This is a genomic window from Nostoc sp. (assembly GCF_036917375.1).
Taxonomy (GTDB): Bacteria; Cyanobacteriota; Cyanobacteriia; order Cyanobacteriales; family Nostocaceae; genus Nostoc.
Genome location: NZ_JBALDN010000060.1, coordinates 70,046 through 96,526, shown reverse-complemented (window position 1 = coordinate 96,526; position 26,481 = coordinate 70,046). Strand labels below are relative to the sequence as shown.

The following is a 26,481-nucleotide window of genomic DNA, read 5'->3' as shown; positions in this document are numbered from 1 at the left end:
AAATAAAAGCTATTTTGCTTCATGGCTTAAAATTAAATTTTATCTATTTAATATTAGCTATCAAATATTGTACAAACAAAAAAGGTATTTTATGAGTATAAAAGGTTGCCAAGGTTGCCAAATTATTAATCTTGAAAAAATTTTAGATCCTCGTGGAAATCTAACTTTTATTGAAGGCAATAAGCATGTTCCTTTTGAAATAAAAAGGGTTTTCTATTTATACGATGTTCCAGGAGGTTCTAATCGTGCAGGTCATTCACTGAAGAAATGCCAACAATTTTTAATAGCGATGTCAGGTAGTTTTGATGTGATTATAGACGACGGGTTTCAAAAACAACGCTATCATTTGAATCGTTCTTACTATGGTCTTTACATATCTCCTTTAATGTGGCGTGAAATTGATAACTTTTCTTCTGGTTCGGTTTGTATGGCTCTAGCTTCAGAATTATACGAAGAGTCTGATTACTACCGCGATTACCAAGATTTTTTCAAGGCTGTACAGGTGAACAGATGAAAGTATCTTTTCTGGATTTAAAAGCTCCTTATCTGGAATTAAAAGAAGAGTTGGATTTAGCCTATCAGCGCGTTATGGAGTCTGGCTGGTATATTCTTGGTCAGGAAGTAGAAGCTTTTGAAGAAGAGTTTGCATTTTACTGTGAAACTAAATATTGCGTTGGGGTAGGTAACGGATTAGAAAGCTTGCATTTAATTTTACGAGCTATGGAAATAGGTGCAGGCGATGAAGTAATTGTTCCAGCTAATACTTACATTGCTACTTGGTTAGCAGTTTCTTATTCAGGGGCAATACCAGTACCAGTTGAACCAGATATAAATACTTATAATATTGACCCTAACAAAATAGAAGCAGCTATTACTTCCAAAACAAAGGCAATAATAGCAGTTCATCTCTATGGTCAGCCAGCAGATATGGATTGTATCAGTGAAATTGCTAATAGACATAATATTAAAGTAATTGAAGATGCTGCTCAAGCTCATGGCGCACGTTATAAAGGTCGTCGTGTTGGTGGTTTAGCAGATGCAGCAGGCTTTAGTTTCTATCCTGGTAAAAATTTAGGAGCTTTTGGCGATGGGGGAGCAGTAACTACTAATGATGACCAATTAGCTGAGAAAATTCGTTTACTACATAATTATGGCTCTCGAACCAAGTATTACAACGAAGTCAAAGGATTCAATTCTCGCTTGGATGAGCTACAAGCTGCTTTCTTAAGAGTTAAGCTCAATAAGCTAGATGAATGGAATGAACGGCGCCAAAAAATCGCTAAATACTATTTAAAAACATTACAAGAAGTTACAGAGTTGAAACTACCCTATGTAGCAGAATTTGCTGAATCGGTATGGCATCTTTTTGTAGTTAGTTATCCTCAAAGAGATAAATTAAAACGTTATTTAGATACTGTTGAAGTTAGTACTTTAATTCACTATCCTATTCCGCCTCATTTATCAGATGCCTATGCAGAAGAATTAGGAACGAATTGGCAAATAAATAGTTATCCAATTACACAAATTTTATCTAGCCAAATACTTAGCCTACCAATTAGTCCTCACCTGCGTAAAACAGAAATTCAGAGAGTTGTTGAGATTTTACTAGAGGTATTCAAATATGACATCATCTAATCCTTTAATTAGCGTAACTATGACTACCTATAACCATGAAAAATATATAGGTGAAGCAGTAGAAAGTGTTCTAAATCAAACATATAAAAATTTTGAATTAATTATTGTTAATGATGGTTCTAATGATAAAACCGATGAAATAATAAGAAAATTTCAAGATGAGCGCATAACTTATATTTATCAAGAAAATCAAGGTACAAGTAATGCAATCAATCGAGCTATATCAGATTCTAGAGGAAAGTATATCGCTTTGATGTCTGGAGATGATATTTGTTATCCTCATAGACTAGAAACACAATATAACTATTTAGTTAAATCTCAAAAGAAGGTTATTTTTTCATGGGTAGATTTTATTGATGAAAATAGCCAGATAATAACTGATAGTCATTTCGCAGAAAACTTATTTAATCATCCTAATAGAACTAGGTCTGAAATACTAAGACATTTCTTTTTTTATGGTAACTATATTAATGCTGTAACCGGTTTGATATATAAAGAATTACTTTTAGAAGCTGGACTATTTAACGTAGCCGCTATTCAGCTACAAGATTTTGAAATATGGCTTAAATTAATTAAAAAGTATGAAATACATATTATACCTGACCAGCTAATTAAATATAGGATTAGAACTCTAGGAGAAAACTTGAGTAATCCATCTAATTTTATCCGCACTGATTTTGAATATCAACAAGTATATAGGAAGATGTTCGATGATATTCCAAAAGAGCTTTTTAAAGCCGCTTTCCCGGATAAAATCAGAAAACCTAATTTTAATGATGAAATCGAGTATAAATTAGAAAAAGCATTTTTATATTTACAACATAATTCTAGCTCAGTTCAGATTATTGGTTGTGAAAACTTATTTCATTTATTGCAAGATAAAAATATTCTTTCTTGCTCAATATCAGAATATAATTTTACTTTTAGCGATTTATATCAACTGACAAACAAAATAGATTTTCTTAATAAAAAAACACTCAGTATAACTGAAACCAATTTTTTATTAAAAGAAAAACAGTTAGAAAATGCAAATATTACATTAAGAGAGATGAATTACGAAATGAAAAGAAATTTTGATTTTTTAGCTACTAAACTTTATTCTCTTAATTCTAAACCTATTTTTAGTATCATATTTCCGGTTTATAATACTCCTGAAAGATATTTAAAAGCTGCTATTGAGTCTGTCTTAAGTCAGATTTACCCATACTGGCAGTTATGTATTGCTGATGATGCTTCTACCGAACCTCATATTAGAAAAATATTAGAAGAGTATTCTCAAACAGATTCTCGTATCAAAGTTATCTTTAGAAATGAAAATGGTCATATTTCTCGTTCCTCTAACTCAGCTATAGAAATAGCAACAGGAGAGTTTATAGCACTTTTCGATCACGATGATTTATTAACATCAGATGCCTTATACGAAGTAGCACTGCTGCTCAATCAGCATCCAGATGCAGATATGATCTATTCAGATGAAGATAAAGTTGATGACAACAACCAATTTATTTACCCTACTTATAAATCAGATTGGTGTCCTGATTCATTTTTGTCTCGAATGTACACTAGTCATCTCGGCGTTTATCGGCGATCGCTTGTTAATGAAATTGGTGGTTTTAGAGTTGGTTATGAAGGAAGCCAAGATTACGATTTGGTTTTGAGATTGACAGAGAAAACAGATAAAATATTTCACATACCTAAAATACTATATCATTGGCGTCTTCACTCTGGTTCTACATCTGCTTCTACAACTGCAAAATCTTATGCCTATGAAGCAGCATTTAAGGCTTTGACAGATGCGCTTTCTAGAAGAGGCGAAAAAGGCACAATTTTACTAGACTCTAACCTTCCTGGACATTACCATGTTCGTTATGAAATAGACTGTTATAAACTAGTTAGTATTATCATCATTACAAGAGATTTTGGCTACATATTTAACCAATGTCTAGAATCAATTTTTGCAGAGACATTATATCCGAACTATGAAGTAATTGTCATAGATAATGGTAGTGTAAAATGTGACTCAGAAAAAATTATTGACAAGTGGCAAACTCAACAGCCTAATCGATTTAAATATTACTCTCATAAGATTCCCTTTAGTTACTCAAAGCTGAATAATTATGCTGTTACAAAAGCGCAAGGTGATTATTTATTTTTTCTGAGTAGTGACATTCAGGTTATTCAAGGGGATTGGCTCAATCTAATGGTTGAGCAAGTACAAAGAGAGTCTATTGGCGCCGTTAGTGGATTTTTAATTAATTCTAACAACTCTATTCAACACGTAGGATTAGCACTGGGTTTAGGCAAAATTGCTAATAATATTTATAAAGGCCTTACTAGAATAGATGAACCTGAAACTGTAACTAATATAGCATTGATTAAGAACGTCTCAGCCGTCACACAAGATTGTTTAATATGTCGAAGAGACGTGTTTGAAAGCGTTGATGGATTTGATGAAACATTACCTCTTGTCTACAACGATGTGGATTTGTGTTTAAAACTGATAGCAAAAGGCTATAAAAATATTTATCTTCCCAATGTCAAGCTTATTTACCAAAAATCAAGCAATTGGGAAGTTGATATTAGCAAAAAAGAAGGTTTGCAGTTTGAAGAAGTAGCCACTAATTTTATGACAGAAAAGTGGGGTAAAATTCTTGAATATGATCCTTGCTTTAGTCCTCACTTAATTAGAAAAATAAACTTCAATATTCAAATACAAAATGATAAAATACAACATAAGACTAGAGATATAAAAATACATCAAAAAGAATTTCCTCAGCCTCTTGTTAGTATTTGTATTCCTACTTATAATGGCGAAAGATTTATTGCAGAAGCCATTAATAGTGTATTATGCCAAACCTATCAAAATATAGAAATTATCTTATCTGATGATAATTCTACTGACAGAACAGTTGAGATTTCTAAATCATTTAACCAAAAATTATCCTTTGATTTTTCAATTCTCGATCATACTCAGTATGGACTAGCTCAAAATTGGAATTTTTGTATTTCTCAAGCTAAAGGCAAGTATATAAAGTTTTTATTTCAAGATGACTTATTAGAGCCAACTGCTATTGAAGAAATGGTTAATTTGGCTGAACAAGATGAAGAAATAGGTTTGGTTTTTTCGCCGAGAAGACTTTTCACTAATACTGGCGATACTGTCTATGATTCAAACTTTTTAATGCATCACGAAGCTAAAAATGTACACAAAGCTTGGTCAGAATTAAAGCCAATTCAATCAGGACAGCAACTTTTGCAAGATTCCAATATACTTGACAATCCAATTAATAAAATTGGAGAGCCAAGCACAGTACTTATTAGAAAAGATGTTTTTGATAAAGTAGGGTTATTTAACTCTGAGTTTTGCCAACTTGTAGATTTAGAAATGTGGCTCAGAATTATGAGCCAATACAAAATCGGTTTTGTTGACAAAGTTTTATCCCACTTTAGGATACATCCACAACAACAAACTCGTCGAAATACTGCTTTAAAAGATGCTATTTTATTAGATTACCAAAAACTGTTTCAGACAATTTATACTGATACAAGATATCCTCAAGTAACCAGACAACAAGCTCTTTATCAATATGCAGCTTTAAGTGAACAAAATACAGAGTTCCATCATTTGCGAAAACAAATAGCAGAAGAATGGCTAAATGTCTCAGATGAGCAGATAAAAGATATGTATGTGGGTCTGCTAGGTAAAACACATAATATGTTACTGAATAGCAGCATCAAATATGAAAGTCTGGCTGGTGAAGAACAGATTTTTGCTAATGATATCGTTAAGAGTGTATCTCAAGGTTTTGAGCAGCCGAAAGCAATTCAGAATTTACTAGCAGCTATGCTGTATTGCCGTGCTGACCAGTTACCATTACAGCATGATCTCTCTCGCATACCCCGTTGGTTTCTTAAAGACTATTTACAATTCCTATTTTCTACCCCAGTTAACTTTCAAGAACTAGGTGATGTCGATAATTATTATTATTATATAAAGGGATGGATTGATTACTTACACACATCGATATTCAAAGATTCTGATTCTCAGTCATGGCATGAAATAATTAATACTTTTGCACCCATTGCTAATTTCATTCCCCTATATTTTAACGAGCATAATCTTAAAGATATCTATGTTAAACGTGGAGAGATTATAGAGTTTTTATTAAAGCTTAAGGGTTATGAGGTAGATTACGAGTTTACTGATAGGCCTATAACCAGAAAAAAAATTCGTTTGGGTGTCCTAGCAGCACATTTTCTACCTGGCTCTGAAACATTTGCTTATCTTCCTATTTATGAGTATATCAGTAGAGATTTTGAAGTAGTTTTGTACTCTCTTAATCAAACTGGTCATCAATTAGAGCAATATTGCCAACACTGTGCAAACTCCTTTAAACTACTACCACAAAATTTAGAAGAACAGGTAAATATTATTCGTGCTGATGATCTAGATATATTATTTATTGCTACCAATGTGACGGCAGTAACCAATCAAATCTGCTTCTTATCAATGCATCGATTAGCTAGAATACAAGTCACAAGTGGCGGATCTGTGGTAACAACAGGAATGCGGCATATAGATTATTACATTTCTGGTACGCTAACCGATCCATCAGCAACGGCACAACAGCAATATCAAGAAAAATTGGTGAAACTTGAAGGGTCTGCTCATTGCTTTAGTTATGGTAATGAAGAAGAAAATATAACTGTCAAAGTCAATCGAGAAAGTTTGGGTATATCTGAAGAAACAGTTATTTTTATCTCTGGTGCTAACTTCTTTAAAATCATCCTGGAACTAATTAATACTTGGACAAAAATAATTTCTAAAGTTCCAAACTCCGTTTTAGTGATTCTGCCATTTGGGCCAAATTGGTCAAATAGTTATCCTAAGAAAGCTTTTGTAAATTACTTAAATAAAGTATTTTCAAAGCATGGAATACCAACAGACCAAGTGATAGTCTTAGATCCGCAGCCAGTGCCAAACCGCCAAGAAGTTAAAGAATACTTCAAAATTGCCGATGTTTATCTAGATTCTTTTCCATTTGCTGGAACAACTTCTTTGATAGAACCACTACAGGTTAATTTACCAGTAATTGCTAGACGGGGAACTAGTTTTCGCTCTGCAATGGGGGCCGCAATGGTGCAAGCACTTGATGTACCTGGTTTAGTTGCAGATAGTGAAGAGTCTTATATACAGTTAGCAGTTGCACTCGGCAATAACCCTAAATTACGCCAACAAAAGAGCGCCGAAATCAAGGAAAAAATGCAAGCTAATCCTAGTTTTCTAGATAGTCGCTCTTACTCAGCTAAAATAGGCAGTCTCTTCCAAGAACTATTTAGTAAATATCTTGCAGATACTCTTAGTCAAAATCTCCGCTTAGGAGATATTAACCTAATTATTTTTCCAGATTGGTTACAGCCAGAAGACCTACTGTATCAGGATTTAGCAAGTGTCATTTCTACTCTCACTACTCACCCAGATAAAAGTAACTTAACTCTCCTAATAGATACTCAAAATATTTCTGAAGAAGAAGCCGATATGCTTTTATCGTCTTTGACCATGAATTTGCTCATGGAAGATGATGTCGATATAACTGAGGGGCCAGAAATTTCTCTGCTTAGTAAGATGAGTGATACACAATGGAAAACTCTTTTGCCTAGAATTAATACTCGAATTGCTTTAGCAACAGATAATCAATCTGCGATCGCACAAGCGAAAGCAGAAAATCTCTCATTCTGCGATATAGATAGCTTGAGTGCATGTTAAGAAGCCTTTTATAAATAAGTTTGTAGTAAGCACTTCAGTGCTTAAATTTCTCATTTCAGAGGAGGACTAAAGTCCCCACTACGAACTTTTGAATTGTTTGTAGTAAGCACTTCAGTGCTTAAAAATATATGTATGAATATCGCAAACTCACAACAGAACAAAAAGCTGAACTAGTTAAATATCGCTTAAGCCAGGGTTATCCACCCCACTCTCCACCACATCCTGTACAAGATAAGCAATTTTATTTATTAACAGCAGCTTGTTATGAGCATCAGTATTATATACACACTGAATCTCGTCGTCAGCAACTGCTAGATATGATTTTTGATAGGTTTGGTGTGAATGCAAATGCAGATAGGAGCGCTGAAGCGCTTACTACAAACTTAAGAATATGTGCTTGGGTTGTTTTGCCTAATCACTATCATTTACTGGTTGATGTGGAAAATTTTGATGTATTAGGTGACTTGTTTCGCAGAATACATGGTGCGGTTTCTCGCCAGTGGAATATAGAAGACAATGTAACTAAGAGAAAAATTTGGTATCGTTGGAGTGATCGCGCCATTCGTTCGGAAAGACATTACTATACAACTGTTAACTATATTCATTACAACCCAGTTAAACACGGTTTAGTCAAATCTCCTTACGACTGGGTTGAAAGTAGTGTTCACTGGTATTTACAAGCTTGTGGACGGCAATGGCTGCGTGATTGTTGGACTCAGTATCCAGTTCAAGATTACGGCAAAGATTGGGATAATTTTTAATGTTCGTAGTAAGGACTTTAGTCCTTATTTTCTAAGCACTGAAGTGCCTACTACAAACCCTCAAAACTAGCTTGACAAAGTTCTAGCCCTTATTGATAAGCTGTTCCACATTTAAATTGCATAATTACGGCTGGCAAGATGCCTACCCTACAAGAGTTGTATAAATTTTAGATATGCAAACTAGATGTGGTTTAGCTTATTTAATTTGAGGGTTAAAACCCTCACTACGAGCTTATTTTTTCTCAATATACCTTTGCCACATCTGCTCGTAAGCCTTTTCCATCTCACGGGTAAACTGTTTGCCATTCCACAATGGGGCTGTTTGCCGCGATGCTTTCAGCTTCAGAGCGACTTGCTGACGTAAAGCCTCATCTTTCCCCAAACGCACACCCCATTTTATATACTCTTCATCTGTCCAGGCAATACCTTCCGTGATACCCGCATTCATCATCATAGTGTAGCTGTTACGCGCTGCAAATTGTTCGCCAACTCTTGTCACTAAAGGGATACCCATCCACAATGTTTCTAAGGTTGTTGTCGCTCCATTGTAGGGAAAAGTATCTAATACAATATCAGCAATGCCTAAATTAGCACGATGAACTGACTCTGAATAGACTATTGGTAAAAACCTTAGCCGAGAACAATCTACACCTTCTTCTTCGGCAATTTTGTAAAAGAAGCGTTTAATTGTTTCTTCCTCAGCAAGTCCCTTAATCAAAAAGTAACTGTTAGGTACTTGTTTGATAATTTGCATTTGCCATTTTGTCGTTTCTGGATGGCGTTTATATCCTCTTTGGGCGCTGAGATATACAACGGCATCCATAGGAATATCCAAGTCCTCGCGGCGGAGAGTTGGTACACCAACTTCAAAACCATCTACCGCTATGTAAGTTTGAGGTAATCGCCAGATTTTTTCTGTATAGTAATCTTGTGCATCATTTGGTAGTACATAAGGATCTGCAATAAAATAATCAATTGCTGGAATGCCTGATGCATCCCACCCCAGCCAAGTAACTTGAATGGGTGCTGGCTTGAGTGCCATCACTTCACTAGTAATATCTAGAGTGATGCTATCAAGATCAATTAAAATATCAATTTCATCTTGATATATCTGGTCAGCAATCTCTAGACCATTCATACCTAATTGACGGGGTTTTTCTGACTGATTTAAATACCACTCTTGGAGATAGTCATTGACTAATTGATAGTTCACAAAATAAGTATGAATATCAAATTTATCTCGATCGTGATGTTGAAATAACCATCGAGCTAGCCAACCAACAGAATGATTCCTTAAAGCGTAAGATACATACCCAATTTTTAACTTCTTAGTAGGGGAAGATAAATCTCGGTTATTGATAATTTTATGACAATAATTTTTTCCTTGTGATTGGCCAAAAGCTTTAATATAAAAATTAAAAATCTCAGCTACCTGATTATGTATAGCTCGAAAATCAGCAGGAGCATCTTTAATATGAGGTATCGCAAAAGATGGTGTAAGCAACCGTAAGATTCTTCCTTCTTCTAAAGGAATTCGTTCAGCTTTAATAAACTGTTGAAACACAGTTTCCAATTCTTGACAATTTGTACATATTTCTTGCCAATATCCCCCGGCTGTCATTAGACCCCTTAACAGCAAATGGAGTGCAAAAATTTTATCAGCCAAGCTTTCTGATAAGGAATAACATAATCTAGCTGTCTCTATCCCTTGAGAATAATTACGAGCGTCTTGATAAAAAGTCGCTAAGTGCCGCAATATCTCTACATTATTTGGCTCTAATCGTAAATGCAATTCTAGCAGAGATGCTGCTAGTAAAGGCTGCCACAAAGTATGACCAATTTGCATAGCAGCAGGAAGTAGTATAGAGAAGCATTGATGAGTATCAGAGAAATAAGGAAGACTAGCTTCTACTAAATTTAGATTAATTGGATGTAATGGAACAGTATTTAAAAAATCTTTTAAAAATTGGATTAATAATGTAGCATTGATTTCTATATTTTTTTCTTTTGCGTTTAAGCTTTCAATTAATCCCCAATCATTCAAATTATCAATTTCTTCAAATTTTTTCAATTTTATAGAAAGTATAAGTATTTGAAGCAAATTATTTATACAACTAGGATTAATTTCCCGTATATGATGGCGAATTAACCAAGCCAGAGAATATTCTGCAAACGTTTCACGCCTTTCAGCTTCTATTTGTAAAACTTGAAATAGTTCATTTGTCCAAACTTGTAACTGTTCTTCATCTGCCTCTGTCATTGGCAGCATCCAAGTCATTTGAGCCTCTGCTTCTTGCCCTTGCAACAGTAATAATAGTCCTAAATGCCAATAATAGGAGATAGTATTTGGTTCTATTGCTATTGCTTGCTCGTATAAATTTGCTGCTTGCAAATAGTTCTCTTGAAGAAAGTATTGTTCAGCCTGATCTTGCCAATTATATATGTCTGTAATCATTTTGATTCTCTAAGAAAAAATATGAGCGGTCTGATTATAAATAAGTTGCAAAACTGAAATAAAGTGGATAGAAAAATCTACCCACTTGGGAAAACACGTAATTTAGCTTAATAAAAGTCGTGATGGCAACTTAAGTTTTATATCAAGTGTTGCCGATGAGTAATTTTTATCTACTAACTCACATGTCTATTTAGATAAGCTGGTAAACCCGGTGGGGCAAGTAACCGCGTTACTGATGTCCGTTACATCTGAACCACTGTTAACTCTTGCTTTATCAGCTTCACACAAAGTAGCTATAGTAGTAGCTTCACCAGTACCAGTTTGAGTTACCACACCCGCGCCGCCGATATAACTTTTGAGAGGCGCGGTAGCAACCACTGTTGCTCCTTGGTTGGTTACTAAGGTACTATTAGCACCACCACCACTAATTGAGTATTTATAATTTGTGGTTTGTGTTGCAATACCAAGTCCTAAGTTACCAATATCAGCTTGAGCCGCAAATGCGTTTTTTTCTAAGTAAAATGCTTGTTGTGCGCGGTTCATGGAACCTATATAGGTTTTAGCTTCTGACTGCTTGGCTTTGTTAGCTTGGTTCAAGAAAGAAGGTAGAGCGATCGCAGACAAAATACCAATGATGATAATTACTACTAGTAATTCAATAAGTGTAAAACCCTCATTTTCATTCTTTTTGTTGAGGATGTGTTGGAGAAACTTGGCTTTTAATTCGGTTTTCATAAGTGTTTTCCTGGGGTAGGAAGTGCTTGGGTGTTCTAGATGTAACTTACCCAGCTGCGATCGCTTTCCTATCACTTCCAGAAAAAAAGTTTGGGGAGATACAATTACACAATCCAGAATCCTGGCATCCAAAATGACACAAACATCACTAAATCCCTGCTGTTGACCAAGGCTGAGATTCTCAACTTCGATTGTGGAAGCGCCTTATTCAAACTCAGGTGGCCACAGTTCTGATATTGCCAGTTCCCAACCTGGCAGTAAGTCTGGCAATATCAGGGTGTTACCGTTCTCCAATACCACTGGAGTTTGGTTTATTCGATAAACCGTTACTGTTAATTTGTCAGGGTCAATCAATATACCGACTGTAGACCCAAGTTGCAAGAATAGCTGAATCTTCTCTTCAAGCGGTTTGATTCTGTCACTTTTAGATTTAATCTCAACCATCAAGTCTGGAACCAACTCTACAAAGTCGCGCTTGGTCTTCTTCAGCCGATCGGCCCGAACAAACGACACATCAGGGGCACGCAAGTTTCTTTTTTCCGAGTCGTCCTCTTCTATATTCGGTAGGATAAATCCTGCGCTAGAACCAGTTATACGTCCTAGCTTGCGCGACATTACCCAGTTATTCAAGAAGGTAATTAGACGAGCGCCAATTTCCTCTGACTCGTAATCTGATGGCCCCATAACTACGATTTTCCCCTCTACCAGTTCCATCTGCCATTCTGGATGCTCGGTTTGTAGCTGCTCTAAGTCTGTAATAGTAAAAGACATAACACGACAGGAAATATTCTTATAGCTATCATAAATACTCCTCGCACATTAAGCGGCAACCTATAGACTTCTTGCATAAGTCGGGAAAAGGGGAAGGTGGGGCCCCCTCTGGGGATAAGGGGCAGGGGGAAGGGGAAAAAGTTCTGTATTGTCCCCTTCCCCTTTAACCTTTACCCTTTTCCCCAAGAGTGCAAAAAGCACTTTTGCAAGAGGTCTTATGAGTGCTGTCTCTGTATTCCCGATTTTTCTAACTTGCGATCGCTTACCATCTGGCATAGCCAATCACAGTTTGTTATGCTATATTAAGCGTAGTCGTTATGAGTTCATATATTTGCATGACTAACCCAACTGTAGAAAACTTAGTAATTATCGGTTCTGGCCCAGCAGGGTACACAGCTGCTATCTATGCCGGACGTGCTAACCTGAAACCCGTGGTATTTGAAGGTTTCCAAGCCGGGGGATTACCTGGCGGACAACTAATGACAACGACGGAAGTTGAGAACTTTCCGGGGTTTCCTCAAGGAATTACCGGGCCGGAACTGATGGATCAGATGAAGGCGCAGGCGGAGCGCTGGGGGGCTGAACTATATACTGAAGATGTTATCTCAGTTGATTTGAGTCAGCGTCCATTTACAGTGCGATCGCAAGAAAGGGAAATTAAAACCAACAGCATCGTCATTGCTACGGGTGCAACAGCAAAGCGTTTGGGTTTACCCAACGAACACGAATTTTGGAGTCGGGGTATTTCCGCTTGTGCAATTTGCGACGGTGCAACACCAATTTTCCACGGCGCAGAATTGGCTGTGATTGGTGCTGGCGACTCGGCGGCGGAAGAGTCAATTTACCTCACCAAATACGGTTCTAAGGTAAATATGTTGGTACGCACCGATAAAATGCGGGCTTCTAAAGCTATGCAAGACCGCGTTTTGAGTAACCCAAAAATCCAAGTGCATTGGAACACAGAAGCCGTGGATATCTTCGGTAATGGTCACATGGAAGGGGTGAAAGTCCGCAATACTAAAACTGGTGAAGAGAGCCAACTGCACGCTAAGGGTTTATTTTACGCCGTTGGTCATACTCCCAACACCTCTCTATTTAAAGGACAATTAGAACTGGATGAAGTAGGTTACGTTGTCACTAAGCCTGGTTCTGTAGAAACCAGTGTAGAAGGCGTTTTTGCTGCTGGCGACGTACAAGATCATGAGTTTCGGCAAGCAATTACGGCTGCGGGTACTGGCTGTATGGCGGCAATGTTGGCAGAACGTTGGTTGTCATCTACTGGCTTGATTCAAGAATTCCATCAACAGCCTGAAACAAAAGATAATGAATTAGAACATCAGCCAGCCAAAAAGACTGAAGCTGAGGAAGAAGCTGGATTTAATTTAGATGGGACGCGCCATCAGGGTGGTTATGCTTTACGGAAATTGTTCCATGAAAGCGATCGCTTACTCCTTGTTAAATACGTCTCTCCTGGTTGTGGCCCTTGTCATACCCTGAAGCCAATTTTAAATAAAGTGGTGGATGAATTTGACAGCAAAATTCACTTTGTAGAAATTGACATCGACAAAGACCGAGATATTGCTGAAAATGCTGGTGTGACAGGAACGCCAACAGTTCAATTGTTCAAAAATAAGGAACTGGTCAAAGAAGTCAAAGGCGTGAAGCAAAAGAGCGAATACCGCCAGTTGATTGAAAGTAATCTTTGAGACAGTAGGTATTGGGCAGTTCCCAATACCTAATAACCTATAGCCCAATACGCTTGGGTTATAGGTTATTGGTGTAGATAATTGGTATTTGAAGACGCGATTTATCGCGTCTCTACATCAGGTTTTTGTTGTCATCCTGAACTGTATTGCGTCATAGCCGACAACTTTACTGCTCATTTTTTGCATCTTGAAACAGGTGCAAAGAATGAGTCTATCTCCTAAATTGAGCTAATTAATATTATTAATTATCTTGATGACGATCGCTTGTATCTTGCTCATTTTCTAGTATCCGTGAAATAAGCATATCTGGTTTTCTACTAATAACAGACTTAATTTTATCAATAGCAATTACCTCACTAATTTTCACAACCATTTCCCAGAAAGTATCTTCCTCTGTATCTTTGTTGTAAGTTCTATGTTTAAACCACAACAAATCATCCCAAACTCCGATAATTGTGGCGAAATACCACTTATCTCTCACTAGTATCCAGATTTCTTGTTCTAAGTAAGTCTGTAGAAGAGGTTTCACAATGACTAAGATAATAAAAAATATTGTGGTACATATTAATTAACTATTAACAGCTAAGACCACAGTTAAAATACTGAAAGTGTGTCAAAAAAATCAAAGGCTGTATCATCAAGATGACTGATTCGTTGATTGAGACGATGGCGAATATAGTAATACTCTGAATCGTAGTTGAAAACTTTGGCAAAAATTAGGCATAATTTCACTTCTAACTCAGTCTAGCTCTGTATCCAGCGTCAGGTAATCGGACTTTTATTCAGGATGTTTACGCAATCCCCTATCTAATATGTAAAATGGTCAGCGTATCAAGCTTTGCTCCAGGCGATCGCTTTATGGCCATTACAAAACGGCGGCTACCAACATTTTTACAGTTTGGCAAAAGTCTCAATCTTTCCCAAAAACTCATGCTCATCGGGTTAGCCATTACCCTATTTTTCATTTTCCTGGCATTTTTCGCTCCCGTATTGCAGGCTTGGGGATGGCTGCAAAACCCCAAAGATTTTCTCTCTAATCCAATTCACGAGCCACCCTCAGCTAAACATTGGTTTGGTACTAGTCGTCTGGGCTATGATGTCTTCTCCCGGACGTTGTTCGGCGCTCAAGCTGCTTTGCAGGTGGTAATTTTGGCAACAGCGCTGAGTATGATTATCGGTGTGCCTTTGGGGATGCTCAGTGGGTATCTCGGCGGTAAATTGGATAAGGTGTTGCTATTTATTATGGATAGCATCTACACTCTACCGGGGCTACTTCTGTCTGTGACACTGGCCTTTGTGGTGGGGCGTGGGATATTAAATGCAGCGATCGCTATTAGCATTGCCTACATCCCCCAGTATTACCGCGTTGTTCGCAACCACACCGTGAGCGTGAAAACTGAAGTGTTCATCGAAGCTGCTCAAGCAATGGGCGCTTCTACTTGGGTTGTGCTTTCTCGTTATCTGTTTTTCAACGTCATTCAAAGCGTACCAGTTCTTTTCACACTCAACGCCGCTGATGCGATTTTGGTGTTGGGCGGTTTGGGTTTTTTGGGACTAGGACTTCCCGAAGAAGTGGCAGAATGGGGGCATGATTTAAAACAAGCCCTAGAAGCTCTACCTACTGGTATTTGGTGGACTACCCTTTTCCCTGGTTTAACGATGACATTCATGGTGGTAGGGTTATCACTACTTGGTGAGGGGTTAAATGAATTTGTCAATCCCCGATTACGGAGAGAAAATAGAATCCGACAATAGTCATTAGTCATTGGTCATTAATTTTAAACAAATGACAAATGACAAATAAACAATACAGAGATTTGTATGAAAGATAATCTAACGTTAATTGCTGCCGCTACTGGCGGGTTTATCCTTTCCGTTGCTCTTGCTGGTATCCTAAGAGGTGCGCCAATTACAGCTTGGCAGGAACAATCGAGTTTTCGTACCACAACTGTTGCTAATTTACAGAGAGCGGAGTTGAAAGCCCCGCATTTTAAAATCGGTGATGAAAACAACTTGCACTTAATAGAATAAAAAATTGAGAATTTTTTCGCGCCAATACGCTATGTGCAGATTTGCGGAAAATAATGGGGAATTAAGGGGTGAAATTGAAACGCAGAGGAGCGCAGAGGTAAGCGCAAAGGGTACGCAAAGGTTTGCTAGGTGGCTGTGGTTTGGTGTGAGGATTTTAAAGTGGTGAGTTCTCAAGTAATTGGCATTGATGTCGGGGGAACAGCAATTAAGCTGGGGCGTTTTGCAGATGACGGTACTTGTCTGCAATCTTTGAGTGTGGTATCTCCTCAACCAACAACGCCGGAAGCTGTGTTAGCGGTGCTGGTAGATGCGATCGCTCAAATCGATCCAGATAATCAAGCTGTTGCGATTGGTGTTGGTACTCCTGGCCCATCCGATGCCGCAGGACGCATTGCCAAAATCGCTATTAACTTACCTGGATGGATCGATGTGCCTTTAGCAGACTGGTTAGAAGCTAAAACAGGCAAACCAACTGCGATCGCTAATGATGCTAATTGCGCTCTTTTGGGAGAAGCTTGGCTGGGAGCCGGTCGCCACTTTCAAAATCTGATTCTGCTAACTTTAGGTACTGGGGTTGGTGGCGCAATTATCCTTGATGGCAAACTATTTATTGGACATCAAGGAGCCGCCGGAGAATTGGGTTTAATTTCCTTAAATCCTGATGGCCCAATTTGTAATAGTGGCAATCGAGGCTCTTTGGAACAATATGCCTGTGCTACTGCAATTCGCCGCCGCACTCTCAAAGAACCCATCGAATTGGGTTTTCTTGCCCAACAAGGAGATGCCGCAGCATTGACTTTTTGGCAAGAATATGGAGTTAATTTGGGAATTGGTTTGACGAGTTTGATTTATGTACTCACACCGCAAGCGATCGTGATTGGTGGCGGTATCAGTGGCAGCTTTGAGTTTTTCTTACCAAGTGTGAAGGCAGAAATTGAGAAGCGAGTGCAGCCTTTATCACGAGAGGGTTTACAAATATTGCCAGCGGAGTTAGGCAATTTTGCAGGAATAGTAGGTGCAGCAAGGTTGGCATGGCAAAACTATTCAAGATTTTAAATTATGGTTCAAACAAGCCCAGCTAGAGACATCTGTCTTTACAAATTAGAGGAAAAATTTGGTTTGCAACTTCCTACAGAGACCAATTTTTTTACAGAATAGGCAGAGAATTTAGGATTGCGGATGAAATAGCCAATACAGTTAAGTTAAGAAAAATGTAGGTTGGGTTAAGCAAAGCGCAACCCAACAAAGCTCAGGAAATGTTGGGTTTCGTTCCTCAACCCAACCTACACAGTTTAAGATTTTTGGCGCTAACCCAAGCGTATTCAGTGAAAAGCAACTATTTAAGCTTGAATAAGCGCTATGTAATGTCAGAAGATGCAGTAAAGATGTTTTTCTGGCAAAAATCATAAAATGAGTATGTTATTCAGAACCAAAGCCAGTCTAATGGCTAAAGGCTTGAAGAATCAGCAAAGAGTCAAGCAAACTTTTACCGTAATGCTAATAAGAGCTAGCCATCGCTACGTACTAGTGGCATTGATACTCAGCTTGATAATTCTTGCCTGCATTAACATCTTAAAATCTAGCCAATCTTCAGTCACCGAATCTCCTATTAACAGTAAAGTCCTAAAGATTTGGTCAGATAAAGGGTACACTTTGGAAGAGGATGAAGCGCTCCAGAAGATCGTTAGGAACTGGGAACAACAAAGCGGCAACAAAATTAAACTTACTTTCTATACTAACGATGAATTGCCACAAAAGACTCAAAGGGCACTTCAGGCAGGTAATTCGCCCGATCTCGTCATAAATAGCAGTGCTGAGAGGGAGCTGTATCCACGTCTTGCCTGGGAAGGTAAATTGGCAGATGTCTCTGATGTAATTGAGCCAGTCAAAAGTATTTATTCTGAAGGTGTGTTGGAAGCAGTTCGTTTATATAACAACGTTGATAAGAAGCCGAGTTACTATGCAGTCCCAATTAATCAATTAACAATTCACATCTTCTACTGGCGAGACTTACTAGAGAAAGTAGGTCGAAATCAAAGCGATATCCCTAAAGATTGGGATGCTTTCTGGGAGTTTTGGAAACAAGTACAGGATGATTTGCGCGCACAGCAAAAACAGAATATTTACGGGTTAGGCTTTCCTTTCTCCACTGGATCTACAGATACCTACTACTTGTTTGAGCAGATTTTAGAGGCATACAATGTCCAAATTTTAGACTCTAAGGGTCAACTTCTGCTCAACGATTCCAAGGTGTATCAAGGTATTGTTAAAAGCTTAGAGTGGTATGCGAAATTTTTCCAGCAGGGCTACGTACCACCGGACGCAGTAAACTGGTTAAATCCAGACAATAATCGCAGCTTGCTCAATCGTGGCGTGGTTATGACGCCTAACAGCTCGCTTTCGATTCCTGCTGCTGTCCGCCAAGATTCTGACACCTATCGTCACAAGCTTGGTATCCTAGAATTTCCGAACAAACCTAATGGTAAACCGATGCGTTTCTTAGTCTCGATTAATGAAATAGTTTTGTTTGCCGAGTCTAAAAACCAGAAGGTAGCCAAAGACTTTCTGGCATATTTAATTAAACCTGAGATCATAGGAAACTATCTCAAAGCTACCGGAGGACGGTATCTACCAGTAATGAAGCCTGTTTGGAAAGACCCCTTTTGGACAAATCCAGCAGATCCTCATCTTTCCACTGCAACTCAAACACTAACTAAAGATACTCGCCCATTTTATATCGTTCAAAACCCTGCTTACAGCCTAGTTTTAGAAGAGAATGTTTGGGGTAAGGCTCTCAATCAAATAGTTGTCAATAGCATATCTCCAGAAGAAGCAGCAGACACGGCAATTGAGCGGATAAAACAAATTTTTGATGAATGGCAGTGATCTATTTTATTCTTACCTTATTGTGCTACACAAGAATTTCAAGACAAAGAATATCCTGTTGCTTTTTGAACGTATTTCACAACTTTTTCATAAGATTCAGGATTACTCACAGGGTTGATGATAATAGGAATAGTGCCATCTGGCAACCAAAAAGTTATCCTGCCGTTCGGTTCATGACAAAAGGAACTGATGCAGTTGAGATTAATGACATATTCATTTTTTTCGTAAATTATTTTTACCCAGTGGGCATGATCTAATTCTAATCCTGTCACACATTCTAAATAATCGAGAATTTTTTGATAGTCTTCTAGGTTATTTTGTGGGTTAATTATTATGGGAATGGCACTATCGGGTAGCCAAAAAGTAACTCTGCCATTCAGTTCATAACAAAAAGCATGGACACGTTCAAAATTTACTACATATTCTTTCCTCTCGTAAAGGATTTTCACCCAGTACGCCACAACATCTCCTCAAGTCCGAAATTTACGAATGATGCACCCTGGATGTCCAAATCTACTGAAGTCTTAAGTTAATGTTGCAATTAATTTTGAATACTTCGGCTACGCTCAGTACAAGTTTTGAATTTTGAATTTTGAATTGTTATGACACCTCCAATGGTGTTGGTGTGCTAGATGTCGAAAGGGAAAGAGCGATCGCTGTTTGAATAAACCCTTTAAATAAGGGATGAGGTGCACTGGGGCGTGATTGAAATTCTGGATGAAATTGGCAAGCAAGAAAGAATGGGTGCTTGGTTAATTCCACAATTTCAACTAAACGTCCATCGGGAGAAGTACCACTAATTACATAGCCAGACTTTAACAACAAATCGCGGTAAGCATTGTTGAACTCATAGCGATGTCGATGCCGTTCATAAATCACATCTTCTTGATAGAGCTTAAAAGCTAAGGTATCAGGGAGAACACGACAAGGATATAATCCTAAGCGCATTGTACCCCCTAAATCCACAACTTCCTGCTGTTCTGGCAATAAATTAATTACCGGATCGGGTGTATATGGGTCAAATTCAGCACTATTAGCACCTGTTAATCCCCCTACGTTTCTGGCCCATTCAATCACGGAACATTGCATTCCCAGGCATAAACCCAAGAAGGGAATTTGGCGATCGCGGGCGTATTTAATGGCGGCAATTTTGCCATCGACTCCCCGAACCCCGAAACCTCCTGGTACAACTATGCCATCGACACCTTCAAGATAATTTTCCGCTGATTCCGTTTCCAAATTTTCTGAATTTATCCAACGTAGGCGCAGTTTACCATAAGTGGAGATTGCAGCATGATTTAGTGCTTCCACTACAGATAAATAGGCATCACTTAACTGCACATATTTACCAACGATCGCAATTTCTACCTCGTGCTTGGGACTATGTAAACGTTGTACCAGGGTTTGCCACTGCGTCAAATCTGGTTTACGTTGTTCCATTTGCAGCAAGTTCAGCACTTGTTCTGCCATTCCTTCCCGTTCTAGATTCAGTGGTACTTCGTAGATACTTTTGGCATCTTGGGAGGTGATGACGCATTCTTCCGGCACATCGCAAAATCCCGATAATTTCTGCTTTAATCCTTTGGGTAAAGGGCGATCGCTCCGACAAACTAAAATATCTGGTTGAATACCAATGGATCTCAGTTCTTTTACTGAATGCTGTGTCGGCTTAGTTTTCATTTCACCCGCTGAGGCAATCCACGGCACCAGTGTTACGTGCATATACAGCACATTCTGCCGTCCCACCTCTTTACGGAACTGGCGAATTGCTTCCAAAAACGGCAGTGATTCAATATCTCCCACCGTACCCCCAATTTCTGTAATTACTACAGAAGGGTTTGTACTTTTAGCAACTCGCAGAATCCGCTCTTTTATTTCATTGGTAATATGAGGAATTACCTGTACAGTACCGCCATTGTAGTCTCCACGCCGCTCTTTATTAATGACTGCCTGGTAAATCGAGCCAGTAGTAACACAATTTAAGCGCGACATCGAAGTATCGGTAAAGCGTTCGTAATGCCCCAAATCTAAATCTGTCTCCGCACCATCCTGGGTAACGAATACTTCCCCATGCTGAAAGGGACTCATCGTCCCAGGATCGATATTGATATAGGGGTCGAGTTTGAGAATCGACACCGAATATTCGCGCGACTTGAGCAAACGCCCTAGACTTGCTGCTACAATGCCCTTACCAATACTGGAAACTACGCCTCCAGTAACAAAGATAAACTTAGTCATAGTAGTTTGAATTTCTAACAACTTCTAAAAATACATCCCGTCATTGTGCCACAGTTGTTGTGGTGTAGTTTTCTGTGATTTGCTGTGAAAAACCTCTTAGGATTAGTAATATTAGGCTGTATTCTCACCTCCTCGGTAGCATTGGCAGAGCCATCTCTCATAGTCGTTTTTCCCCAGACAAACTACCAGACAAGTGCCCAAAAAATCTTCTTTCTGGGCACTGCACCACCAGATGGTCAGGTTTTGATCAATAGTAAGCCAATTACCCGCAGCAAAGCTGGTCATTTTTCCCCTAGTTTCCCCTTACAGTTGGGGGAGAATCTTTTTACTGTGCGTCGCCAGAATCAAGAACTTAAGATTAAGGTGATCCGGCTTAACGCTAGCCCTGAACTACCACAAGGGGTAGCCTTTGCGAAAGATTCCCTAACTCCCGCAGTTGACATTGCCAGATTACCAGGAGAAGTAATTTGTTTTAGTGCGATCGCACCCCCTAACGCTAATGTTTCTGTAATCCTGGCTAACCAAACTATTGCCCTTTTACCACAACCTCAACAAGCACAACTACCAAGTAATTTGGCAGCTTTGACAGGTCAAAATCAGCCTCATGCCCAGTCTAGCGTAGGCAACTATCAAGGTTGCACCACAGTGGCAACAGCCGCCGATCTAGGAAAACCTCAATTTCAACTGACGCTTGACGGCAAGACGATAACTCAACCAGGATCTGGTAAGATTGAAATCCTCTCAAGATCGCAGTTGCCAGTTTCTGAGGTTACAGTAGAATCAGGCGTTGCTCGTACTGGCCCTAGCACCGATTATTCCCGACTCACACCACTGCCCAAAGGCACACGCGCAACAGTTACAGGTAGGGAAGGTGAATGGTTGCGCCTAGATTATGGCGCTTGGATTAATAGTAAAGAAACCCGCATTCTACCTGGTGCAGTTCCGCCACAGACAATAATTCGCAGTGTCGGATACCGTCAACTCCCTAATGCGACAGAGATAGTTTTCCCCTTGCAAGTTCCCGTACCCGTGAGCGTACAACAAAGTGAGCAAACTCTCGCTCTCACTCTCTACAATACCACTGCCCAAACAGACATAATTCGCCTGGATGACAACCCCCTAATTAATCGCCTAGACTGGCAACAGGAAGCTCCTGGACAAGTAAAATACACCTTTAACCTCAAAAAAGCTCAACAGTGGGGATACAAGCTGAGATACGACGGTACAACCCTGGTTTTAGCTTTGCGTCATCCGCCTAAAATCGGGAACACAAGACGAAAGCCTTTAGCTAATTTCAAGATTGTACTAGATCCAGGGCATGGCGGTAAAGAATCTGGTGCCAGTGGCCCAACTGGATATTTAGAAAAAGATGTCAATTTGGTAGTTTCCAAGTTGTTGCGGGACGAATTGGTGAAGCGAGGGGCAACGGTGGTGATGACGCGGGAGGACGACAAGGAAGTTTCGCTAGTAGAACGTCAGGCAATTATCAGTCAAGAAGAACCTGCGATCGCTATTTCCATACATCACAACTCCCTACCCGATGATGGTGATGCTGAAAAAACCAAGGGATTTGCCGCTTTTTGGTATCAACCCCAAGCCCATAGCCTCGCCATATTTTTACAGACCTATGTAGTCAAAAAACTCGGCAAACCTTCTTATGGTGTGTTTTGGGATAATCTGGCGCTAACACGTCCAACTGCTGCACCATCGGTGCTGTTGGAATTGGGTTTTATGAGCAATCCCGATGAATTTGAGCAGGTGGTGAATCCAGAAGAACAGAAGAAAATGGCAAAAGCGATCGCTCAGGGGATTACTGAATGGTTTAGGAGTGTGAGATAAATTTGGAGATACAACACTAGTTCCTCATTGTATTGGCGGAGTGCGAGCGGTCTTTGTTCAAACTTTGTGACTTTTATAGTGCGATCGTCAAAACCATTCCTACTGTATCAATCGAGTAAAATGAAAGTTCAGTTGTTCCTGCAAGGTGTTCGATGACTATGCTTGACCGCCGCCGTCAACTTCAACAACAGATTGCTCAACTTCCAGATGACCAACTAACTCAAGTTGAGCAATATATAGCATTTCTTAGTTTTCAGAAAAAAGTTCCATCTCAATCAGAAGTGACTAAATTACCTTCTACTGGAGCTTCGATTCTGGCATCTTTAGAGCAAGCACATACTCCGCCCGATTCTCCTCTGAAGGATGAGACTCTAGCAGAACCACCTGAAGATTTTGCTGCTAAGATCGCTGAAATAAAACAACGTGGCGCTCGTTCTCAATCTGCGATCCGACAAGGTTCTACAGGTCAAGATTTGCTTAAATTTGCTGGTACTTGGCATGGAGACGACCTAGAGGAGTGTTTAGCATTTCTTGATGCAACACGCTCAAAAGCGAAGTTTTAAGCCAATAATTTATGTATTTGCTAGATACCAATCATTGTAGTTATCTCATTAACAACAATCCTCAAGTTGTCGCAACTGCTCAAAACTATGCTCAAGATCCTTTTGGGATTAGCATAATTAGCTATGGTGAGTTGCTCTACATGACGGAAAAATCAGAGCGTCGAGAGATGAATTTACAAGTGGTTCAAGCATTCCTAACAGAGATTGATATCTATCTGATCAACAAAGAAATAGCTGAGATATACAGTCAACTGAAGAACCGCATTTTTCGTCAATTTGCCCCAAAAGAAAAAAACAAACGCCGCAGCACCCGCATTCAGGATCTCGGTTTTGATGATAATGATCTATGGATCGCCGCAACAACAATTTATCATAATATTACTCTCGTCTCTGCGGTTAAGAGCTCCTGCAAATTCCTTTAAACTTGTATCACCAATAGTCTTGTTTGCACTTTCAACAGTTTTAGATTGAAAAACTATAATTTCTTCATTTAATTCATCAACGTATATTGCATTTATACCTTTATCCTGGCTTCCATCGCAAATTGCATCGTCAGCAGATGTATCATCCATGCCGAAAATATTTTCTAAAAACCAATTTAGAAATGATCTACCGATGCTTCTTTCTTTTTTCCTGTAGGGTGATAATAAGTCAGATAAATTTGAGTATTCCAGTTATGACTCTTGCATAAGAATTGCTTATATATACGGCTAAATTCAGTATACTATATCACATAAACTTGATGTAGCAATCTAAGATATCAGAACTGCCACGTTTTTGTAAAACCCACACAACCTTCCAAAAACACGATCGCTCTCCTAACTCCTACAAAACCAAGCATTACTCTCTAACCTCTGTAGCTTCTGCTCTACAATGAAGTGAAGAATCTAGCAGCTTAAACAGGGAATTTATTTATGTCCCACCCTACACTCAGTAGCCAAGAAGTCGCCCATGTGGAAAGGAAATCCATCAAAAAAGTATCGGTGCCAAAGTTGAGACACAAGAGAACATTGGCAAAATTATCTCGATTAATGTTGAAACAGGAGATTACGAAATCGGTGATAATTTAGTCGAAACAAGTCTTCGATTACGATCCAAGCAAACCGATGCAGCACCTTGAGGAGAAAGAATTGGTTTTGATGCCGTTTATGCAGTTGGTGGTACATTGCTTAGGACGGCACAGTGATACACGGAACTGTACTTTGCGATCGCCTCACTGCCAAACCCAAAAGATGGAGCCATGCAGAAGATAGCAAAAACAGCCCTCAAGTTCTTGAAAGGTGCGTTGGCGTAGCCCATCGTAGACATCGCTGATTTGCCTATTAATGAAAAGCTAATTGAAGTCTGTAGTAAGCTTTTGCCTGTAATTACTAAGTTTTTCGGCTTGCCATAACTCCTTGCTTTGTCTTGATTTCAGTGCTTTTACCCTGCCAGAACCACTTCGATCGCGGGTAGAAATATATGAAATCTGATATTTTGAAACTGTATGTATTTTAAGTTAGGCGGGATAGTAGGAGCGATCGCTATTTTATTGAGTAATGGTAGTGCGTTCACCGGAGGTGTTGGCGCAGCCATCGCTGAAGATGCACAAAGATATATCACTGTAGGGCATGACAAATTAGGAAACAGTGTAGCTCTGGATACGGAAACTATAAAAGGCACTACATACAAGCTTTACGGAATGTATGGTGATGGCATTTTTGAGACTACCTTCCATGCTTCGTGCAAAGAATCGCGGCTTTTTCGGAATCGCATTGCTATTTATGGATCGGAGGGACAGCTACTTCAAGAGGATCGAGAAAAAGGAGAAATACCTTTTGTAGCTAATTCTTCACCAGGCAAAGGAATGCAAATTGTTTGTCAAAAGATTGGTGCAGATGGTTGGTAGGTTAAGTAGGGAGTGGGAAGTGGGGAATGCCCCATGCCCAATCCCAGTGCCCAGCTAGAAAATACTAAGGACAAAACAACGTGTCACGCGTATCTCGTCCTGTAATCGGATTAGTCCCTTTGGCAAGTTTGCACAATTTTTTTTGCTCATCGGGACGCAGCAGCGTATCGGTAAAATCTGCTCCGTCAATGATTGCACCATCAAATCTGGCGTTAGCAGCAAAAGCACCCTCCAACAGTGCATTTGTCAAATTTGCTCTGACTAAACGAGCTGAGTCTAAAGTGGCATTTCTCAAATCAGAACCTTCCAAGTTCGCAGACTCTAAATTTGCTGCAAAGAAACTGACACCGTTCAAATTAGCTCGGCTGAAGTTGCTCTGGCGAAGATTAGCTTTAGTAAAGCTAGAGTCTGTTAAATCACGTCCTGAAAAATCAGCCTCAACCAAAATTTCTTTATTATATTCGAGTGCCAAAGCTGTTGGAGCAAAACCGACTGTTGCGGTGATGCTAACTATTCCCCAAAGGAATAAGCTGACTATGGTTGCCCAAATTCGGGCGCTTAACTTAGAATTCATGCAGATTTTTACCCAATGGCGAACCCTCCTCCATCTCATTATCCTTGAGTCAGAGATTTTAGCGCAAAAATCCTTGAAAAATATTTTTATGAATACTAATTCAAATTCACACGATGATTTGAACATCGCCTTCGCACGACTTCAGGCTATTGAGTGGGATACGCTGGGAATGGGGGAAAAAGACGAAAGACTTACAGAACTGATGTTAGAATTTCTGTCGCGGGTCAGACAATGGGCAAAGTTTTTACAAAGCGAACAGAAGCATATTTTTCAAAATCTTGCTCTCCAGATTCGCCCTGACATTGAACTCCCGTCTCCCCTAATGCAATGGCTGGAGGAGTTATACAACAGTAACCGGATATCAATCTTCCGTGGCAGTGTCTATGTTGTGCTAGGGGTACGTAATTACTTATTTTGGTGTCGTCTACGGGAATTTGATGCAGTCCCGGCGATTGGTCTTACTGACCCTTATGAGCCGTTCATCACTTTTTTGGAATGCGGTGGTGGCATATATGTCGAACATCACTCTTTTATGGATATTTACCCAAATTATGTTTACTTCAATTTGACTGTTGGGAATGCCACGCCAGCAAGTCAAGAATAAGCACATCATGGGAGTATGATTTCGGCTA

22 protein-coding genes and 1 pseudogene are annotated in these 26,481 nt (G+C 39.2%); 15 read left to right on the top strand and 8 right to left on the bottom strand.

Annotated features, from left to right (window positions below; genetic code table 11):
- The first annotated feature begins 91 nt into the window (after positions 1-91).
- From V7K45_RS16425 to V7K45_RS16410, 4 genes are all read left to right on the top strand, one after another.
- Positions 92-514 (top strand): sugar 3,4-ketoisomerase, encoded by a 423-nt coding sequence (locus V7K45_RS16425; RefSeq protein WP_335005192.1) that lies wholly within the window; start codon positions 92-94, stop codon positions 512-514.
- Positions 511-1,635: a DegT/DnrJ/EryC1/StrS family aminotransferase gene (locus tag V7K45_RS16420; protein WP_335005190.1), complete on the top strand. Its 1,125-nt coding sequence runs from the start codon at positions 511-513 to the stop codon at positions 1,633-1,635. The genes V7K45_RS16425 and V7K45_RS16420 overlap by 4 nt, the downstream gene beginning before the upstream one ends.
- Positions 1,622-7,402 carry a glycosyltransferase gene (locus V7K45_RS16415; protein ID WP_335005188.1) on the top strand — a complete coding sequence of 1,927 codons (5,781 nt, stop codon included), beginning with the start codon at positions 1,622-1,624 and terminating at the stop codon, positions 7,400-7,402. Before V7K45_RS16420 ends, V7K45_RS16415 begins: the two co-directional genes overlap by 14 nt.
- 128 nt (positions 7,403-7,530) lie before the next feature.
- Positions 7,531-8,163, top strand: coding sequence for a transposase (locus tag V7K45_RS16410; RefSeq protein ID WP_335005186.1), 633 nt, complete (start codon positions 7,531-7,533; stop codon positions 8,161-8,163).
- Positions 8,164-8,395: 232 nt separating this feature from the next.
- Here V7K45_RS16410 and V7K45_RS16405 read toward each other — a convergent pair whose 3' ends face one another.
- The 3 genes from V7K45_RS16405 to V7K45_RS16395 all read right to left on the bottom strand — a co-directional run bounded on the left by V7K45_RS16405 (position 8,396) and on the right by V7K45_RS16395 (position 12,124).
- The gene (locus V7K45_RS16405; RefSeq protein WP_335005184.1) at positions 8,396-10,618 is read right to left on the bottom strand and encodes an O-linked N-acetylglucosamine transferase, SPINDLY family protein; all 2,223 of its coding nucleotides are present in this window, start codon (positions 10,616-10,618) and stop codon (positions 8,396-8,398) included.
- Positions 10,619-10,804: 186 nt separating this feature from the next.
- Entirely contained in the window at positions 10,805-11,353 is a 549-nt protein-coding gene (locus V7K45_RS16400; protein ID WP_335005182.1) for a type IV pilin-like G/H family protein, read from the bottom strand.
- 204 nt (positions 11,354-11,557) lie between these two features.
- Positions 11,558-12,124 carry a Uma2 family endonuclease gene (locus V7K45_RS16395; protein ID WP_335005180.1) on the bottom strand — a complete coding sequence of 189 codons (567 nt, stop codon included), beginning with the start codon at positions 12,122-12,124 and terminating at the stop codon, positions 11,558-11,560.
- A 335-nt stretch (positions 12,125-12,459) separates the two neighbouring features.
- On the opposite strand from V7K45_RS16395, the gene trxB reads away from it, so the two are divergent.
- On the top strand, positions 12,460-13,830 hold the full coding sequence (gene trxB, locus V7K45_RS16390; RefSeq protein ID WP_335005178.1) for a thioredoxin-disulfide reductase: 1,371 nt from the start codon (positions 12,460-12,462) through the stop codon (positions 13,828-13,830).
- Between the two features lie 241 nt (positions 13,831-14,071).
- On the opposite strand, the gene V7K45_RS16385 is transcribed toward trxB, so the two are convergent.
- Positions 14,072-14,359, bottom strand: a complete 288-nt coding sequence (locus tag V7K45_RS16385) for a hypothetical protein (RefSeq protein WP_335005176.1) — start codon at positions 14,357-14,359, stop codon at positions 14,072-14,074.
- A 329-nt stretch (positions 14,360-14,688) separates the two neighbouring features.
- On the opposite strand from V7K45_RS16385, the gene V7K45_RS16380 reads away from it, so the two are divergent.
- From V7K45_RS16380 to V7K45_RS16365, 4 genes are all read left to right on the top strand, one after another.
- Positions 14,689-15,585, top strand: a complete 897-nt coding sequence (locus V7K45_RS16380) for an ABC transporter permease (RefSeq protein ID WP_292726601.1) — start codon at positions 14,689-14,691, stop codon at positions 15,583-15,585.
- A 66-nt stretch (positions 15,586-15,651) separates the two neighbouring features.
- Positions 15,652-15,861: a hypothetical protein gene (locus tag V7K45_RS16375; RefSeq protein ID WP_335005174.1), complete on the top strand. Its 210-nt coding sequence runs from the start codon at positions 15,652-15,654 to the stop codon at positions 15,859-15,861.
- 162 nt (positions 15,862-16,023) lie between these two features.
- Positions 16,024-16,917 carry an ROK family protein gene (locus V7K45_RS16370; RefSeq protein ID WP_335005172.1) on the top strand — a complete coding sequence of 298 codons (894 nt, stop codon included), beginning with the start codon at positions 16,024-16,026 and terminating at the stop codon, positions 16,915-16,917.
- 354 nt (positions 16,918-17,271) lie between these two features.
- Positions 17,272-18,747, top strand: a complete 1,476-nt coding sequence (locus V7K45_RS16365; RefSeq protein WP_335005170.1) for a sugar ABC transporter substrate-binding protein — start codon at positions 17,272-17,274, stop codon at positions 18,745-18,747.
- A gap of 38 nt (positions 18,748-18,785) precedes the next feature.
- On the opposite strand, the gene V7K45_RS16360 is transcribed toward V7K45_RS16365, so the two are convergent.
- Together V7K45_RS16360 and V7K45_RS16355 are read right to left on the bottom strand one after the other, a co-directional pair.
- On the bottom strand, positions 18,786-19,208 hold the full coding sequence (locus V7K45_RS16360; RefSeq protein ID WP_335005168.1) for a hypothetical protein: 423 nt from the start codon (positions 19,206-19,208) through the stop codon (positions 18,786-18,788).
- 139 nt (positions 19,209-19,347) lie between these two features.
- Positions 19,348-20,985 carry a CTP synthase gene (locus tag V7K45_RS16355; protein WP_335005166.1) on the bottom strand — a complete coding sequence of 546 codons (1,638 nt, stop codon included), beginning with the start codon at positions 20,983-20,985 and terminating at the stop codon, positions 19,348-19,350.
- 84 nt (positions 20,986-21,069) lie between these two features.
- On the opposite strand from V7K45_RS16355, the gene V7K45_RS16350 reads away from it, so the two are divergent.
- From V7K45_RS16350 to V7K45_RS16335, 4 genes and pseudogenes are all read left to right on the top strand, one after another.
- Positions 21,070-22,824, top strand: coding sequence for an N-acetylmuramoyl-L-alanine amidase (locus tag V7K45_RS16350; RefSeq protein WP_335005164.1), 1,755 nt, complete (start codon positions 21,070-21,072; stop codon positions 22,822-22,824).
- A gap of 152 nt (positions 22,825-22,976) precedes the next feature.
- A complete protein-coding gene (locus V7K45_RS16345) occupies positions 22,977-23,387 on the top strand; it encodes a hypothetical protein (RefSeq protein WP_335005162.1) in 411 nt (136 codons plus the stop codon).
- 11 nt (positions 23,388-23,398) lie between these two features.
- Positions 23,399-23,809, top strand: coding sequence for a type II toxin-antitoxin system VapC family toxin (locus V7K45_RS16340; protein WP_335005160.1), 411 nt, complete (start codon positions 23,399-23,401; stop codon positions 23,807-23,809).
- 492 nt (positions 23,810-24,301) lie between these two features.
- Positions 24,302-24,573 (top strand): annotated as a pseudogene (locus V7K45_RS16335) (hypothetical protein).
- On the opposite strand, the gene V7K45_RS16330 reads toward V7K45_RS16335, so the two are convergent.
- Positions 24,534-24,695 (bottom strand): hypothetical protein, encoded by a 162-nt coding sequence (locus V7K45_RS16330; RefSeq protein WP_335005226.1) that lies wholly within the window; start codon positions 24,693-24,695, stop codon positions 24,534-24,536. The pseudogene V7K45_RS16335 and the gene V7K45_RS16330 overlap by 40 nt on opposite strands.
- 178 nt (positions 24,696-24,873) lie before the next feature.
- Between V7K45_RS16330 and V7K45_RS16325 the strand changes: the two genes are divergently transcribed.
- Positions 24,874-25,275: a hypothetical protein gene (locus V7K45_RS16325; protein WP_335005158.1), complete on the top strand. Its 402-nt coding sequence runs from the start codon at positions 24,874-24,876 to the stop codon at positions 25,273-25,275.
- 64 nt (positions 25,276-25,339) lie between these two features.
- On the opposite strand, the gene V7K45_RS16320 is transcribed toward V7K45_RS16325, so the two are convergent.
- The gene (locus tag V7K45_RS16320; RefSeq protein WP_335005156.1) at positions 25,340-25,849 is read right to left on the bottom strand and encodes a pentapeptide repeat-containing protein; all 510 of its coding nucleotides are present in this window, start codon (positions 25,847-25,849) and stop codon (positions 25,340-25,342) included.
- 88 nt (positions 25,850-25,937) lie between these two features.
- On the opposite strand from V7K45_RS16320, the gene V7K45_RS16315 reads away from it, so the two are divergent.
- Complete coding sequence (locus tag V7K45_RS16315; RefSeq protein WP_335005154.1) at positions 25,938-26,453, top strand: hypothetical protein; 516 nt, start codon at positions 25,938-25,940, stop codon at positions 26,451-26,453.
- Positions 26,454-26,481 lie beyond the last annotated feature (28 nt).

Excerpts from the sequence above, each read along its gene's own strand:
- V7K45_RS16425 (WP_335005192.1), top strand. The coding sequence starts at position 92 with ATGAGTATAAAAGGTTGCCAAGGTTGCCAAATTATTAATCTTGAAAAA.
- V7K45_RS16420 (WP_335005190.1), top strand. The coding sequence starts at position 511 with ATGAAAGTATCTTTTCTGGATTTAAAAGCTCCTTATCTGGAATTAAAA.
- V7K45_RS16415 (WP_335005188.1), top strand. The coding sequence starts at position 1,622 with ATGACATCATCTAATCCTTTAATTAGCGTAACTATGACTACCTATAAC.
- V7K45_RS16410 (WP_335005186.1), top strand. The coding sequence starts at position 7,531 with ATGTATGAATATCGCAAACTCACAACAGAACAAAAAGCTGAACTAGTT.
- V7K45_RS16405 (WP_335005184.1), bottom strand. The coding sequence starts at position 10,618 with ATGATTACAGACATATATAATTGGCAAGATCAGGCTGAACAATACTTT.
- V7K45_RS16400 (WP_335005182.1), bottom strand. The coding sequence starts at position 11,353 with ATGAAAACCGAATTAAAAGCCAAGTTTCTCCAACACATCCTCAACAAA.
- V7K45_RS16395 (WP_335005180.1), bottom strand. The coding sequence starts at position 12,124 with ATGTCTTTTACTATTACAGACTTAGAGCAGCTACAAACCGAGCATCCA.
- trxB (WP_335005178.1), top strand. The coding sequence starts at position 12,460 with ATGACTAACCCAACTGTAGAAAACTTAGTAATTATCGGTTCTGGCCCA.
- V7K45_RS16380 (WP_292726601.1), top strand. The coding sequence starts at position 14,689 with ATGGCCATTACAAAACGGCGGCTACCAACATTTTTACAGTTTGGCAAA.
- V7K45_RS16375 (WP_335005174.1), top strand. The coding sequence starts at position 15,652 with ATGAAAGATAATCTAACGTTAATTGCTGCCGCTACTGGCGGGTTTATC.
- V7K45_RS16365 (WP_335005170.1), top strand. The coding sequence starts at position 17,272 with ATGAGTATGTTATTCAGAACCAAAGCCAGTCTAATGGCTAAAGGCTTG.
- V7K45_RS16355 (WP_335005166.1), bottom strand. The coding sequence starts at position 20,985 with ATGACTAAGTTTATCTTTGTTACTGGAGGCGTAGTTTCCAGTATTGGT.
- V7K45_RS16345 (WP_335005162.1), top strand. The coding sequence starts at position 22,977 with ATGACTATGCTTGACCGCCGCCGTCAACTTCAACAACAGATTGCTCAA.
- V7K45_RS16340 (WP_335005160.1), top strand. The coding sequence starts at position 23,399 with ATGTATTTGCTAGATACCAATCATTGTAGTTATCTCATTAACAACAAT.
- V7K45_RS16330 (WP_335005226.1), bottom strand. The coding sequence starts at position 24,695 with ATGTCTACGATGGGCTACGCCAACGCACCTTTCAAGAACTTGAGGGCT.
- V7K45_RS16325 (WP_335005158.1), top strand. The coding sequence starts at position 24,874 with ATGTATTTTAAGTTAGGCGGGATAGTAGGAGCGATCGCTATTTTATTG.
- V7K45_RS16320 (WP_335005156.1), bottom strand. The coding sequence starts at position 25,849 with ATGAATTCTAAGTTAAGCGCCCGAATTTGGGCAACCATAGTCAGCTTA.
- V7K45_RS16315 (WP_335005154.1), top strand. The coding sequence starts at position 25,938 with ATGAATACTAATTCAAATTCACACGATGATTTGAACATCGCCTTCGCA.